The 15,759-nt window shown below is 36.5% G+C and carries 14 protein-coding genes; 11 read left to right on the top strand and 3 right to left on the bottom strand.

The window, feature by feature from the left end:
* Window positions 1-3 precede the first annotated feature (3 nt).
* The 8 genes from FFM71_RS10840 (at window position 4) to FFM71_RS10805 (ending at window position 8,006) form a co-directional block, all read left to right on the top strand.
* Entirely contained in the window at window positions 4-864 is an 861-nt protein-coding gene (locus FFM71_RS10840) for a carbohydrate ABC transporter permease (protein WP_137612195.1), read from the top strand.
* A complete protein-coding gene (locus FFM71_RS10835; RefSeq protein WP_137612194.1) occupies window positions 864-1,676 on the top strand; it encodes a carbohydrate ABC transporter permease in 813 nt (270 codons plus the stop codon). The genes FFM71_RS10840 and FFM71_RS10835 overlap by 1 nt, the downstream gene beginning before the upstream one ends.
* A gap of 23 nt (window positions 1,677-1,699) precedes the next feature.
* Window positions 1,700-2,356 carry a hypothetical protein gene (locus tag FFM71_RS10830; RefSeq protein WP_137612193.1) on the top strand — a complete coding sequence of 219 codons (657 nt, stop codon included), beginning with the start codon at window positions 1,700-1,702 and terminating at the stop codon, window positions 2,354-2,356.
* 83 nt (window positions 2,357-2,439) lie between these two features.
* Complete coding sequence (locus FFM71_RS10825; protein ID WP_137612192.1) at window positions 2,440-3,543, top strand: ABC transporter ATP-binding protein; 1,104 nt, start codon at window positions 2,440-2,442, stop codon at window positions 3,541-3,543.
* A gap of 65 nt (window positions 3,544-3,608) precedes the next feature.
* Entirely contained in the window at window positions 3,609-5,852 is a 2,244-nt protein-coding gene (locus FFM71_RS10820) for a glycoside hydrolase family 65 protein (protein WP_137612191.1), read from the top strand.
* A gap of 63 nt (window positions 5,853-5,915) precedes the next feature.
* Window positions 5,916-6,608, top strand: coding sequence for a beta-phosphoglucomutase (pgmB, locus tag FFM71_RS10815; protein WP_137612190.1), 693 nt, complete (start codon window positions 5,916-5,918; stop codon window positions 6,606-6,608).
* Window positions 6,609-6,623: 15 nt separating this feature from the next.
* Window positions 6,624-7,610: an aldose epimerase family protein gene (locus tag FFM71_RS10810; RefSeq protein ID WP_137612189.1), complete on the top strand. Its 987-nt coding sequence runs from the start codon at window positions 6,624-6,626 to the stop codon at window positions 7,608-7,610.
* A gap of 12 nt (window positions 7,611-7,622) precedes the next feature.
* A complete protein-coding gene (locus FFM71_RS10805; protein WP_137612188.1) occupies window positions 7,623-8,006 on the top strand; it encodes a VOC family protein in 384 nt (127 codons plus the stop codon).
* A gap of 455 nt (window positions 8,007-8,461) precedes the next feature.
* Here FFM71_RS10805 and FFM71_RS10800 read toward each other — a convergent pair whose 3' ends face one another.
* Window positions 8,462-8,881: a hypothetical protein gene (locus FFM71_RS10800; RefSeq protein ID WP_137612187.1), complete on the bottom strand. Its 420-nt coding sequence runs from the start codon at window positions 8,879-8,881 to the stop codon at window positions 8,462-8,464.
* 142 nt (window positions 8,882-9,023) lie between these two features.
* Here FFM71_RS10800 and FFM71_RS10795 point away from each other — a divergent pair, with 142 nt between their 5' ends.
* Complete coding sequence (locus tag FFM71_RS10795; RefSeq protein WP_137612186.1) at window positions 9,024-9,833, top strand: HAD family hydrolase; 810 nt, start codon at window positions 9,024-9,026, stop codon at window positions 9,831-9,833.
* 429 nt (window positions 9,834-10,262) lie between these two features.
* Here FFM71_RS10795 and FFM71_RS10790 read toward each other — a convergent pair whose 3' ends face one another.
* Together FFM71_RS10790 and FFM71_RS10785 are read right to left on the bottom strand one after the other, a co-directional pair.
* Window positions 10,263-11,123, bottom strand: a complete 861-nt coding sequence (locus FFM71_RS10790; protein ID WP_137612185.1) for an alpha/beta hydrolase — start codon at window positions 11,121-11,123, stop codon at window positions 10,263-10,265.
* A 229-nt stretch (window positions 11,124-11,352) separates the two neighbouring features.
* Window positions 11,353-12,228, bottom strand: coding sequence for a LysR family transcriptional regulator (locus FFM71_RS10785; protein ID WP_171000552.1), 876 nt, complete (start codon window positions 12,226-12,228; stop codon window positions 11,353-11,355).
* A 127-nt stretch (window positions 12,229-12,355) separates the two neighbouring features.
* Between FFM71_RS10785 and gap the strand changes: the two genes are divergently transcribed.
* Together gap and FFM71_RS10775 are read left to right on the top strand one after the other, a co-directional pair.
* Window positions 12,356-13,384, top strand: coding sequence for a type I glyceraldehyde-3-phosphate dehydrogenase (gene gap, locus FFM71_RS10780; RefSeq protein WP_137612183.1), 1,029 nt, complete (start codon window positions 12,356-12,358; stop codon window positions 13,382-13,384).
* Between the two features lie 296 nt (window positions 13,385-13,680).
* On the top strand, window positions 13,681-14,961 hold the full coding sequence (locus tag FFM71_RS10775; RefSeq protein ID WP_137612182.1) for a GH25 family lysozyme: 1,281 nt from the start codon (window positions 13,681-13,683) through the stop codon (window positions 14,959-14,961).
* The last annotated feature ends 798 nt before the right edge of the window (window positions 14,962-15,759 follow it).

Genomic DNA, 15,759 nt, shown 5'->3' with positions numbered 1-15,759 from the left:
AATATGAAAAACAAAAGTCTTTCATTCTGGTTATTTTTAACACCAACCCTCGTTGCGTTAGCTTTGGTAGTATTCATTCCTGTTCTAGAAGGTTTGTTCTACTCATTCACTAACTGGGACGGATTGACGTTTACCAAAGTAGTAGGATTTCAAAATTACATAACATTATTCCAAGACAAGGCGTTTATTAACGCCTTTTGGTTTACAGTGGGGTTTGTAATTGTCACAGTTATCATGCTGAACGTAATAGGCTTGGGATTAGCATTATTAGTTACACAAAAATTCAAGGGAAATAATTTCTTACGTACCGTATTCTTTATGCCAAATATGATCGGTGGTTTGATTTTAGGATTTATCTGGCAATTTATCTTTACACAAGGCTTTCAAGCTTTGGGTAATGCAATGCATCTATCATGGCTTCAAAACTGGTTAACAGATGAAACAACTGGTTTTTGGGGATTAGTTATTGTTACAGTATGGCAAATGAGTGGTTATATCATGATCATCTACATTGCTTACTTACAAAACATTCCTAATGAAATTATTGAAGCCGCAAAGATTGATGGAGCTACAGCTTGGCAACGTTTCACTAAGATTACGTTCCCAATGATCGCTCCAGCGTTCACAGTCTGCATGTTCTTGACTCTATCGAATGGGTTCAAGATTTATGATCAAAACTTGTCATTGACAAATGGTGGACCATATAACTCAACCCAAATGTTGGCTATGGATATCGTTAATACCGCTTATAACTCTGGTAATTTTGCTTTATCAGAAGCTAAAGCTATTATCTTCTTTATCATCGTTGCCGCTATTTCACTATTGCAAGTAGCATACAACCGTAAGAGAGAGGAGGATCTCTAATGGATAAAAAAGGTCGTGTTGGTTTTGGAATTGTCGGAATTTTACTAGGAATTCTTTGGTTATTCCCATTTTATCTAATCCTGACTAACTCATTTAAAACACCAAAAGGGATCTTCGCTTCTGTACTTTCGCTCCCACATCCAAGTACCGGTGATAATTATGTGAACTCCTTCAAGGCTTTGAACTTTATCGGTTCATTGACTAATTCACTAATTATCACAATCTGTAGTGTATTGTTGATTATTCTTTGTTCCTCAATGGCTGCATATGCTTTACAAAGAAATCATAGTAAATTGAGTGGCGCAATCTTGATGCTATTTATCTCAGCTATGTTGATTCCCTTCCAATCAGTTATGATTCCTTTGACAGCAAACTTTGGTGCTGTACATTTTCTTAACATGTGGGGCTTGGTTATTATGTATCTAGGATTTGACGCCAGTTTGTCAGTCTTCTTATATCAAGGTACATTATCAAGTATTCCTATTGCGATGGACGAATCAGCTGAAATTGAGGGAGCAAGTCGTTGGCAGATCTTTACTAAAGTTATCTTCCCAATGCTTTCACCAATCACAGTTACAGTTGCTATTTTGAACATCATTGCTATCTGGAACGATTATCTATTGCCATCACTTGTCTTGCCACAAGCGCAATACACAATTCCACTACAAATGTTCAATTTCTTCGGTGAATATACTAAGCAATGGCATTTAGCCTTGGCTGGTATTACACTTTCCATCATTCCAGTAATTATCTTTTATCTATTCGCTCAAAAGTGGATTATCAAGGGTGTTACTGATGGTGCTGTTAAGTAATTAAATAGAAGGGACAAGATATTGTGATCAACTTAAACTCTAAAAATGGACAGAGACTAATCGCGAGTGGGAACTGGTTGATGTCACTATTCACCATCAATTTCTCATTCTTCTTAATCAATTTTTCGGTTATCCTGACTGCAATAGTTTTGTTCAATCTTAAATTTTCAACTACGTATAGTATTGTTTTGATAATTCTTTGGTTAATGATTTCGGTCTTTACGATTCCTGGATTGGTTGCGAGCTTTGCTTCCGTTCAAGAATGGCAGACTAATGGTAGTGTGAGTTTCTTCAAATACTTTTTTAAACAATGGTTTGATTCTCAAAAAAACTATCGTATCAACTTTGGATTGGGTTTTATAGCAAGTATCTTCATTATGCTAAATAAAATAACAGTTGGTTCTCCCCAATGGCACATGGCAGTCTTGATTTTTACTTTCGTATATTTCATGGTTCTTGTAGCCACAGGATTTCAATTGGCAACACATAAATTTGATAGTATTTTGGCTTTATTTGTTGAAAAACCTTTACCAATTATTATCTCAGTAATAGTATTTTTAATCTTGATCTTAATGAATTTCATTTTGCAATTGGCTTTTCTAAGTGTCGTATGTAGCGTATCGCTTTCCACTTACGTTTCTTATCGGCTGTTAGGTGGTCAAATAGCCAAAAAGAATTGACAATAGGTGTGGTGGACACATCTAGATTAGTAAGATTAAACGTATTTGTTAGCTGAAAGTCGAAAATATAAGGAGCGTTAAAAATGGTAAAAATTAACTTGGAACACATTTACAAACGCTATCAAGGTAATACTGACTATTCGGTTAGTGATTTTAACCTAGACATAAAAGATGGTGAATTTATTGTCTTCGTTGGACCTTCCGGATGTGGTAAATCCACCACATTACGTATGATAGCGGGCTTGGAGAACATCACAAAAGGTGACTTTAAGATGGACGACAAGGTTATGAACGAGGTTTCGCCTAAAGATCGTGACATCGCTATGGTTTTCCAAAACTATGCTTTGTATCCACATATGACAGTTTTTGATAACATGGCTTTCGGATTGAATATTCGAAAGAATGATAAGGAAGATACTAAGAAACGTGTCGACAATGCTGCCGATATCTTAGGATTAACGCCATATCTAAAACGTAAGCCAGCTGCTCTATCTGGTGGTCAAAGACAACGTGTTGCTTTAGGTCGTGCAATCGTTCGTGATGCAAATTTGTTCTTGCTTGATGAACCATTGTCAAACTTGGATGCTAAATTGAGAGTGCAAATGCGTACAGAAATTGCTCAATTGCACCAACGTTTGGGACGTAATTTTATCTATGTTACCCATGATCAAGTTGAAGCGATGACTATGGCCGATCGTATCGTTATTATGAATGATGGTATGATTCAACAAGTTGGTACACCTTCTGAACTATACAGTAAGCCAACTAATAAGTTTGTTGCTGGATTCATTGGATCACCTGCTACCAACTTCTTCGATGTCAAACTTGTTGATGGAAAAATTGTTAATGATCAAGGTTTGAATATTGCTGTACCTGAAGGTCAATACAAGGTTCTTGAGAATAAAGGCTATGTTGGTAAGGAGCTTACATTCGGTATTCGTCCAGAAGATGTTCATGCCGAAGAAGTAGCTATTCAAGCTTTCCCTGATGCCGTAATTAATGCTAAAATCCAAGTTTCTGAATTATTAGGTGCTGAATCAATTCTTTACTCTAATCTCGGTGGAACCGACTTTATTGCTAAAGTTGATTCACGTGATCATCACAAGCCTGGTGATGACGTTCAAATGGCTTTTGAAATGACAAAAGCACATTACTTTGACAAAGATACAGACGAAACGATTCTTTAAGGATTATGAAAGGTAATTAGGTATTTTTACCTAATTACCTTTTTTTATAGGAGGTGTACTACTCGATGCAAAGAATTTTTGAAGTAGATCCTTGGAACGTTGTAACTCACAAATTAGACCGCGAGAACAAACGTCTTCAAGAGAGTTTAACCAGCTTAGGAAATGGTTACATGGGGATGAGAGGCAATTTTGAGGAGAAATATACAGGTGATAGTCTTCCCGGAATCTACCTTGCAGGTATTTGGTATCCCGATAAGACTCGTGTCGGCTGGTGGAAAAATGGTTATCCGAAGTATTTCGGAAAGGTTATAAATGCCGTCAACTTTATTAAAATGAATTTTCTAATTAATGACTCACAATTGGATCTAAACAAAGATCAAATCAGTGACTTCACATTAGACTTGAATATGAAAGATGCCACTTTAACACGTTCATTCATCGTTGAAAAAGATGGCAGTAAAGTTAAATTTAACTTTATTAGATTCTTGAGTGTTGCTCAAAAAGAACTTTCTGTTCAAAAAGTTAGCTTTGAAAATCTATCCGATAAAAATGTCGATATTAAAGTTATTTCGTCACTTGATGCAAACGTTAAGAATGAAGATGCTAATTATGATGAACATTTCTGGAATGTTCTTGAGATTACTAAGGATAGTTTGATTGCCGAAACTAAGCCAAACGACTTTGGTACACCGAGATTCACTTCTGGAATGCAAGTAAACTATGTAACTGACTTGGCTGAAACAGATCAAAATATCACTGACCTTGAGACAAGTAAGACTTTCGAAAAGGTGCTTGAACCTAACGAAGTTAAATCAATTGAGAAACGGGTTATCGTTCTTACATCACGTGATTACAAGGAATTGGACAATTTACGTGATGCCTTGGAAGGTATCAGTGCTAAGGTTTCAAAGGTTTCATATGAAGATCTTTATGTCGCCCATGAACATGTTTGGTCAGTTCGCTGGAATCAATCCGATATCAAGATCGATGGTGATACTGATGCTCAACAAGGCATGCGTTTCAACCTCTTTGGATTATTCACAACTTATTCTGGTGAAGATTCAAGACTCAACATTGGTCCTAAAGGATTCACTGGTGAGAAGTATGGTGGGGCAACTTATTGGGATACTGAAGCTTTCTGTATTCCAGTTTACTTAGGAGTTTCTAAACCAGAAGTTTCTCGAAATCTATTAATGTATCGTTACAATCAACTTGAAGGTGCGTATGTTAATGCCAAGCAACAAGGCTTGAAGGGTGCTTTGTATCCAATGGTAACCTTCAACGGTATCGAGTGTCATAACGAGTGGGAAATCACCTTTGAAGAAATTCATCGTAATGGAGATATAGCCTTTGCTATTTACAATTACACTCGTTATACTGGCGATAAATCATTCGTTCTCAATGAAGGTAGCAAGATTTTGACAGAAATGTCACGTTTCTGGGCTGATCGAGTTCACTTTAGCAAACGAAATGGTGAGTACATGATTCACGGTGTTACTGGACCAGATGAATATGAGAACAATGTTGATAACAACTGGTATACTAACTTCCTAGCAAAATGGACTCTTAAGTATACGTTGGAGATCATGGGTGAAGTTTCTAAGGAACAATTTGCTAAACTCGGCGTCACTGAAGCTGAAATGAAGCAATGGCAAGATATCGTAGACAAAATGTATTTACCATTCGATGAGGATTTGGGAATTTTTGTTCAACACGATGGCTTTTTGGATAAGGATATCGAACCTGTCAGCTCAATTCCAAGTGATCAGTTGCCAATCAATCAACACTGGTCATGGGATAAAATTCTTCGTTCACCATATATCAAGCAAGGTGACGTACTACAAGGAATTTGGGACTTTATCGATGATTTCAGCGAACGTGAGAAGAAACGTAACTTCGATTTCTATGAACCACTAACAGTTCATGAATCAAGTCTTTCACCTGCAATTCATGCTGTTTTAGCAGCAGATTTGCACTATGAGGAGAAAGCGGTTGCATTCTATGAGAGAACCGCTAGACTAGACTTAGACAATTATAATAATGACACTGCAGATGGTTTGCATATCACTTCTATGACTGGTGGCTGGTTGGCCATGGTTCAAGGATTTGCTGGTATGAGAGTTCACGATGACGGAACCTTGAGCTATAAGCCTTTCTTACCAAAGAAATGGAACAGCTATTCATTCAGACAGGTCTTTAGAGAACGAGTAATTGAAATTTCGGTTGATAACGAGGGACCACATTTCAAACTCATTTCTGGAGAGCCGCTTGAAATTAAAGTTTATGATAAATCAAAACTGCTTAAATAATTGTAAAACGAAGGTGTCTGGATAGTTATTCAGGCGCCTTTTTAATCAAAGGGGCAAACTAATATGGTTAAATTCGCACAGATTAAAGGATTTTTATTCGATCTAGATGGAGTTATCGCAAATACATCAGCATATCATTCTAAAGCATGGCACCAATTAGCCGATGAATTAGGCGTAACTTGGACAGAAGACTTGGGAAATCAACTAAAAGGTGTCGGTCGAATGGATTCCTTAAATCTCATCTTGAAGTATGGTCACAAGGAGAATGTTTATACTGAAGATGAAAAAGTTAAATATGCCGAAGAAAAGAATGAGAATTATTTGAAATTGTTGAATGGATTGGATAAGTCAGAAATTCTACCTGGAATGGAAGACTTTATAAAGGATCTTTCAGCACATCATTATTTGATTTCATTGGCATCATCATCCAAGAATTCACCACTAGTTTTGGAAAAATTAGATTTGAGAAAATATTTTGATGAAAAAGTTGATCCTGCCACTTTGAAGCATGGTAAACCAGATCCAGAAATCTATACTCGTGCTGCCGAAAGCTTGAAATTAAAGCCAGAAGAATGTATTGGATTGGAAGATGCCTCAGCAGGTGTCACATCAATCAATGGCTCTGGTGCAATTTCAGTTGGTATCGGTGACCCAACAGTATTGAAAGATGCTGATATTAACTTTAATAATACGTCAGAAGTAACTTTGGCTAATATCGAAAAAGCGATGGATAATAAAAAAGTATTAAATAAGTAAGGATCTGGTGGGTAAATGGTAGTTGTAAAAACAAAGTTTGGAGAGACTGATGGACAAGAGGTTTCTCTTTATAAAATAACTAATAAAAATCAAACGAGTATCAGTGTCTTGAGTTATGCTGCGACATGGCAAAATTTTGAAGTTGTTGAAGATGGCGAAAAACATTCCCTGATTGAACACTTTGATAATGTTGCAGACTACGTTAAAACTCCCTATGAAGTCGGTAAGACGATTGGGCGAGTTGCTGGTAGAATTGGCAAGGCTCACTTCAGTATTGATGACAAGGACTACCAATTAACACCAAACGACGGCCAAAATATTATTCACAGTGGTAACCATGGTCTGCAAATGCAAAACTTTGATGCCACAGTTGATGCTGACGATTCAGTATTGTTTACACGTACTGTCAGAGGTGAGGATGGCTTTCCTGGTGTCTTAAAAGTGAAGATTCGTTACACCTTAAACGATGAAGACGAAGTTTCAATCACTTACAGTGCACGGAGTAATCAAGATACTTTATTCAATCCTAGTTGTCACGTCTACTTTAATATCAATGATGGAAATATTCGTCAAACTCAATTACGTATCAATTCGAAACGCTTTTTGGATATGAATGAGGAAAAATTACCAACTGGTAAATTATTGGCAGTTACGAATGCTTATGATTTTAAAAACTTCAAAAAAATTGGTCAAGGTTTGAAACAGTTGAAACCTTTGGATAAATTTGAATTTGATGATGCCTATGTTGTTCATGACAAAGCTGCAACCTTAAAAGATGACAAACGAGCAATTGATTTCTATACTGATCGTAATGGGTTAGTTATTTTTACCGCCAATCCAGTTGATGCACAAAAGGCAAGTGTCCATGATCATAATTCAATTGCAATGGAGTTAATGACGTTACCTGATGCCATTAATCACACTGATTTTGGAAATACGATTTTGAATGCTGGTCAAAAGGTCAGCTATACCAATAAATTTAAATATCGAAAATTGAAATAGAGGGGTTTTTGCATGAAGATTGAACACGTTGGTTTATTTGTGAGGGATCTAGAAAGAACCGTTGAATTTTACGAAACTTTTTTTGAGGCTAAGTCTTCTGAGAAATACCATAATCCAGTAACAACTTTCTCATCACGTTTTTTAACATTTCCAGATGGTGCAAGATTGGAAGTTTGTACTAGAGACGACTTGAATAAACATCATGAACAAGGTTATCCATTAGGGTATATGCACCTTGCCATGTCACTTGGTTCAAAAGAAAAAGTTGATGAATTATCAGAAAAAATTACTGTTGCTGGTTACAAACATCTCAGTGGTCCTAGAACTACAGGTGATGGCTATTATGAGAGCGTCGTCTGTGATCCCGAGGGTAATCAAATTGAGTTAACAGTTTAAAACTAAAAAATTGGAATCCTAATGAAAGGATCCCAATTTTTTTATTCGTGATTAAAGGTTGAATGTTTAAGTAAGTATGCCGTTTCCAGAGCTGAGAGTATTCATTTTTTTATGATGGGAGTAATAGAACGAAGACTTTTTAGTATTTAAATAAATTAGCGCTAGGCCTATAACCATTGTTTTTACAGGCATAAGCAAATTTATTTAAATAAGCAGCAGTTTTCATTTTATTTGTTCCTGCCATTAAAAAATAAACTAGTTGGAAGAGCTGAGAGTATTCATTTGCAGCGAAAGTGGCGTTATTGCTTCAGCAATTACACCACCGGGCGTGTTGAAGACTCGCGGGTTTTGCGAGGCTTCAACCGAGGTTCGAGACCGCTTTCTGGCTCGGGCCGTTCCGCGCAGCAATTGAATACTCTCAGCTCTGGAAACGACATACTTTCAACCTTTAGCTTTCAATCTTTAGATTTGTGATTAATATTCTTGATTTCAAATACCTCTGAAGCGTAGGTGGTTCGTAGTGTTTGCCGTCCATGTCTAAATGTTTCTTCGATATATTCTGGCGTATCGTTACGATTAACTTCCAGTGATACTTCAGAAGAATCGTCTGGGTCCACAAATGTCACAATGATAAAATCTTCTGAGGACTCATCACCTCGAGCAAAACGCACTTCAAATTGTGAAAACTCCGGTTGTTCAAGAATGATATTACCGAAAAGGTTCATCATATTCGCGTAGAGGTTTTGGTTATTTATTTCGGGGTCAAGCGTGGGATTGGCACAATAAGTTGACTCGTTTTTGTAAAGTGAATCAAAATTGTTAACAAAATAATCAAAACAGTCAGTCGCATTAAGTTTAGTTACAATATCAACCATAATGTAGTAGCTCCTTTATTAAATTGCTTGTAAGTTAAGTATATCGTACTTCTGCGATTAATTGGTCTGAAAGCAGTAAACGGTTTCAATAATTTGCTACAATAGAGTAGATAATTATTTTATTAACACGAGGATGATAGCAATGCCAAAATATTTAGTATTTATGGATCTTGATGGAACACTTTTAGCTGATCACAAGCATATTTCTGTACGGACAAAGAGTACGATCGAACGCCTACAAAAGCATGACGTGATGTTTTATATCGCTACTGGTCGGATGTATGAATTGGCTAAGATTACTCAAGACCGTTTGAATCCAGATGTCCACATGATTACCTCAAATGGGGCAGTTTTTGATGGGCCTGCTGGTCAAGAAATTACACATTTGGGAAATGAGGCAGTTGAATTAGCATATCAAGTTACGCAGGTTGATAAATTGCCAATGATGTTATTTACATCTAAAAAAGCATATTTTACGGAAAAAATTCCGCACTTTATTGCGCAGAACGCTGGTAATTTTGATAATGCCTTTGGGTATAAAGAAATTCAAAATTTGGATGAATTAAAAGAAGTTGAATCCGAAATAACCAATGGGGTTGTTTTAAGCCGTGGTAATATAGCAGAATTGGATAAGGCTCGTGATCAATTGGCTGAAAGTAAATTGTTGCACTTGTCATCTTCTGGAGTTGATAATATTGAAATGATTCCACTGAAGATTGATAAAGGTACGGCCGTTAAGAGAATTCAATTAGAACAACATGTTGATGCTGATCATACTTTTGTTTTTGGCGATGGGATGAATGATCTTGGGATGATGAAAGAGGCTAAATATTCAGTTGCTATGGGCAATGCTCTTCCTGAAGTTAAGAAACAAGCTAATTATGAAACCAACACGAACGACAATGATGGTCTATCAAGATTTTTGGAACATTTCTTTAAGAATGAATTTTAAGTGGGTCTGTTTCCGTATAATTTCTTTAATTAGAATCTAAAGGTTGAAAGCTTATTTAAGTATGCTGCGCCGTTTCCAGAGCTGAGAGTATTCAATTGCCGCGCGGAAGGGCCCGAGCCAAGGAGCGGTCTCGAACCTCGGTTGAAACCTCGAAAAACCCGCGAGTCTTCAACACGCCCGGTGGTGTAATTTAAAGCACTAACGTCACTTTCGCTGCAAATAAATACTCTCAGCTCTTCCAACTAATTTTTTTTATGACAGGAACAATAAAATGAAGACTTTTGATTTGTTTAAATAAATTAGCTTTAGGCCTGTAATAGCAATCGTTAGATTGATTTTTCACCTTTCAACCTGAAGTTAGAATCTATAAAAAACTGAAGTAATCCAAATTTAGGATTACTTCAGTTTTTTGATTTTACATGTATGAATTTACTTTTTGACCGGTTTATTGACCTTGGCTGGTACTTTACTAATGAATTGGTGGAATAGAGTAATGAATTGAGGATTGGTTAGCATGTCCGAGTGTTCTGCATTGGTACCTGTAAGTGTAATAAACATGTAGTGTTTAATTTGATCCTGATAGATGTACTTTCCGGAGTCCACACTGCTTAGTGGCACGATACCGTCATTAGCATACTGTTTAGTTCCAGCGATTGAATAGTAACTCAAATTTTTCGGTAAATTTTTTCTGCCATCAATAAGTTGGTCGAGCATTTCCGTGTGGTCGCTAGATTTAGTTTCCTCAAGATTGAAGGGGGCGCCGATAGTCATTAAATGATTAATTTTGGTATTTGTCTGGTTGAAGTCGTCTTCAAGAAAATATGTCCAAATTAAACTACCATTTGAATGGCCGAAGGCGTTGAAGGTTTTGAAATGATACTTCCTTTGTAAATCGTGGAAGGCAATATTAAACCATTTGGCTTGTTTCTTAATATTTTCGAAACCATCCTGACTATTTTCAAAGCCAACAACAATGTAAGGATGTTTGTCCTTGGGCTGAATACGGCCACTGTAGGTCAAGGAGTTATCGGTATTAACTGTCACTTTGAGGACACTGTGATTCTCTTTGTATCTTTGATCCACCGCCGAAATTAAACCATCGAGAGCATTGTTGTCGGCACCACTACCAGGAATCATAATAATAGGAGTCATCGTAGTATCCGTATTTTTTGAGGCATTGGCCGCATTTTTTTTAGTCCACAGTAATGAAAAAGTTCCTAATAAAAGTAAAACTATAATAATTACAACTGGATACTTTTTAATTTTATTACGCTTATTATCTCTACGCATAAAATGCTACCTTCTTTGGGTAAGTATTATAATGCCAAGTAGATTATAACGTTAAATTAAATTTTTTTTGGGTAAAAAGACTCGAGAATTTTTAAAAGGTTATTGAGGATGGTCGTTGATGCTTGGTTGACTCTATCTAACTAAGGATAATGCATGCATGCATGTATGTATGTATGTATGCATGTGTGTTTGTATGCATATATGCACGTATGTTTGTATACAAATATACTTATTGTAAAATGAGCTGTTGACTGTCCGAGTGATTTTTTAACATCTTGATAAATTCTTCAAATGGACGATTAACAAAGTGATCTTTTCGATAAATAAAATCTAGTTGAACTGAAGAAAATTCTTTTGGTAATTCGGTCATATATAGTAGTTTTCGATCAACGTATGATTGCGCAATTTCTTTAGGAACGATACTGATACCCAGACCAGCACAGACACTTGCCATAATTGCATCCAAATAATTGAATTCGATTGGATGATGCAGATTAAGATTTTGTGAATGTAGCCAGTCTTCGGTAGTTTTTCGATAAACACAACCAACTGTGAACACTAGAAATGAAGCCGTTTTTAAGTCAGGAGTTTTCGGACTAGCCGATATCAGGCACAGCTCTTCGGTCACTAATGGAATTGAGATTAAATCGCGCTTGTCAATGTTCTCACCAACAATTGCGCCATCTATTTCATAATCAAGGACTTGTTGGACATTGTCTATGGGATTTCCGGTTTTGATTGCTAGACGAACTTTAGGGAATTTATGATAATATTTGGTCAAAATAGGTGGTAGAAAAGTTTCCGAGGCCGATTGCAATGTCCCGATACGCAAATTACCTTCGACCTTAGTGGGATGCTTCATTTGATTAATGGTGTCCTCAGTTAAGTCAACGATATTGCTAGCACGATTATAAAATTTTTTACCGGCGTCAGTTAAGATAACGCCACGATTAGTTCGATAAAAGATAGTTGTTCGTAACTCAGTTTCTAGTTGATGAACTCGGGCTGAAATATTTGATTGAGCATAGCCCAGTTGCTGCGCGGCACCAGAGATACTACCAGTTTGAACAATGGCGATAATCATTTTGAAGGTATCAATATTCATATTTATTTCTCCTGGTATCATTATTTGATATAGCTGCATTCGTATTCTCGTAGTTTATTATATATCAAATTGACCTTATACTGTGTTTGTAAGTTAAGAGAAAGAGAAAATCACAGGAGGAAATATTATGACAACAAAAATTGGTATTAACGGATTTGGTAGAATTGGACGTTTAGCATTTAGAAGAATTGCAACTTTACGTGATCAAGGTAAAACTGACCTTGAAGTCGTCGCAATCAACGATTTGACATCACCACATATGTTGGCCCACTTGTTAAAATATGATACTGGTCATGGCAACTTTAAGATTGATTCAATCACTAATGAAGATGATGCAATTGTCGTCGATGGTAAGAGAATTCCTGTTTATGCTGAAAAGCGAGCTCAAGATTTGAAATGGGTAAATAATGACGGTGTTGACATCGTCCTTGAATGTACTGGTTTCTATACGTCAACAGAAAAAGCTCAAGCCCATCTTGATGCTGGTGCCAAAAGAGTTTTGATTTCAGCTCCATCAGGTCAAATGCCAACCGTCGTTTATGGTGTTAATGAAGATATTTTGACAAATGATGTTCACATTGCTTCAGTCGGCTCATGTACGACCAACTGTATTGCACTTTTGGCCAATGCGGTGAATAAAGAATTTGGTATCAAAGCTGGTTCAATGACAACTATTCATGCTTACACAGCAACCCAAATGTTACAAGATGGTCCAGAACGTAATGGAAATGTTCGTGCTGCTCGTGCCGCTGCTCAAAATATTATTCCTCATTCAACTGGAGCTGCCAAAGCCTTAGGACTAGTAATTCCTGATTTGAAAGGTAAATTGGATGGACATGCTCAACGTGTTCCCGTAATTTCAGGATCAGTTACTGAATTAGTAACAACACTTGATAAAGATGTAACTGTTGATGAAGTTAATGCTGCTGTTAAGAAATATACCGAGAATTCAGAATCATTTGGTTTCAACGATGATGAAATTGTTTCATCAGATGTAATCGGAACAAGTTATGGTTCAATTTTTGACCCAACACAAACGCAGATCGTAGGTACAGGGGACAGTCAAGTTGTAAAGACAGTTGCTTGGTATGATAATGAATCTGGTTTCACAGCCCAAATGATTCGTTCACTTGAGAAGTATGCAAGCCTAGATTAATAGAAGTTTTCTTTAGATGTTTTGTCTCGATTTTTCCGACCGATTTGTTCATTAGTTCTCTAATGAAACTAATCAGTGGAAGAGCAAAAATGTTATAAAAACAAGGAATGAATTCGTAATTATGAATTCATTCCTTGTTTATTTTATTAATTAATAGATTATATTTTTACTATTTAGTTACATTTTAATAACATAACCATTACTGTTTTTATACAGGTGTGTGACTTTGACTTATTATCCAAAGGATAGTCCTATACTTTTATGTGTTGTTAAGGCAACAAAAGGGAGAGGGATTTATGGTTTTGAAGAGAAGATTTATTGTAGCTTTGACTACATTCATGTCTTTGTTGATTGTATTCTTTGGTGCTACAACGGTTGATGCAGCCCGAAGCGATATGGTTGATGTGTCGAATTACAATGGTGATATGACCGTTGCTAATTTTCAAGATATGAACAATAACTACGGCGTCAAAGCGGTAGTAACGAAGATCAGTGAAGGTACTTCGTATAAAGATAGTACTGCCGCTAATAACATTTCTACTGCTCAGGCGGCTGGAATGTACATTAGTGGTTATCATTATGCGCATTACAGCTCTGTCAGTGGAGCGATTGCCGAGGCTGATTATGCAGCACAAACAGCTCAAGCTGATGGCCTTCCTAGTGGAGCTGTTTTAGTAGCCGATGTTGAAAGTTCTGAACAGAGTGCTAGCTCTGAATCACAAAATGACGCTGATAACGCAGCATTTATGAATGAAGTAGCCAAGTACGGTTATCGTTCAACAATTTACACGATGGGTTCTTGGGTCGGTTCAGTTATGAGCGTCAGTCAAGGCTGGATTGCTTCATATCCATATGATCCAACTGACCAAGATTGGTATACTTCAAATCATGGCTGGCAATGGTCAAGTACATATACCTTTAGTGGTAGTTATGGAAACTTTGATGTTTCTGAATTATATGATAGTTTCTTTACAAGTTATCAGTCACCAACTGGTTCAACAACTACAACTGGTTCAACAACTACAAGTGGTTCAAGTTCAACCAATAGTGGTTCAACTTCTACAAGTAGCTCTTCTTCTTCCAGTTCATCATCTAGTTCTTCAACGAGTTCAACCGTCGTTAGTGGAACATCAGTTATCAATGTGAACAATGCTTCTGGTAGTTTTGTACCATTAGTTTCAATCAGTAGTGATGGCAGTACGGTTCAAACATTGAGTAGTCGTGCGTTGAGTAATAATTCTGCTTGGCAAACTGACAAAACCGAGACTGTTGATGGAGTGACATATTATCGAGTTGCTACTAATGAGTGGGTCGCTGCTCAATACTTAAAAGATAATAATTCAAGTGCCAGTCAAGGAAGTTCAACTAGTAGCATGAGTGTTATCAAAGTGAATAATAGCAATTCTAATTTTGTTCAATTGATGGCCTTGCAGGATGATGGAACTATGAAAGTTGTTACTAACCGTGCTTTAGGAAATAACACTTCGTGGCAAACAGATCAAACAAAAGTTGTTGATGGGGTGACATATTATCGTGTCGCTACAAATGAGTGGGTTGCCGGTAGTTATATTATCTAATTCCGTCTACAGAGCTGGAAAATATTCAATTCCACGGCACACAAATATTTTCTAGCTTTTCCGACTAGTTAATCGTTCCTAATTGAATAAAAATATTTTCAATTGTTTTTATATCCAACCTGTTCTAAACTTTAATTTTGAAAATATAATTGAAACGAATATTTATAATTAATTATCAACTAGCACCATGCCTAGAATTCATTTCAAGTTATATTTAATTGCATTTTTTATTTATTATTCTAAAGGTTGAAAGTTTAGTTAGGTATGCCGTTTCCAGAGCTGAGAGTATTCATATGCTGCGCGGAACGGCCCGATCCAAAGAGCGGTCTCGGACCTCGGTTGAACCCTCGCAAAAACCGCGAGTCTTCAACGCGCCCGGTGGTGTAATTGCTAAAGCAATAACGCCACTTTCGCTGCAAATGAATACTCTCAGCTCTTCCAACTAGTTTATTTTTTTAATAGCCGGAACAATAAAATGAAGATTTCTGATTGTTTAAATAAATTATCTCTAGGCCAGTAATAGCAATCGTTAGATTAATTTTTCAACTTTCAACCTTCAGTTATTATTGAAGTCATTTTTAAGAATAGATTGTTAATTGGCATAACGCGTTAGTTTAATCTTTTACTTAAGATGCGAGAGTTAAAAAAAGAAAAATTTATAGTAACTATTTGTCGTGAAAACTCTAGACATAATTTAATCGCAAATTGCAAGAACAAGTTAGCCACTTTTTAAAATACTGATTCCAAGGGATTTTCAGTTACTGGAGTTAGGCAGATTGTGTTTATTTCATTACATTG

It is taken from the genome of Companilactobacillus huachuanensis, assembly GCF_005404815.1.
GTDB lineage: Bacteria > Bacillota > Bacilli > Lactobacillales > Lactobacillaceae > Companilactobacillus > Companilactobacillus huachuanensis.
Note: the sequence above shows the minus strand (reverse complement) of the source record. Positions and strands in the feature narration are given on the sequence as shown.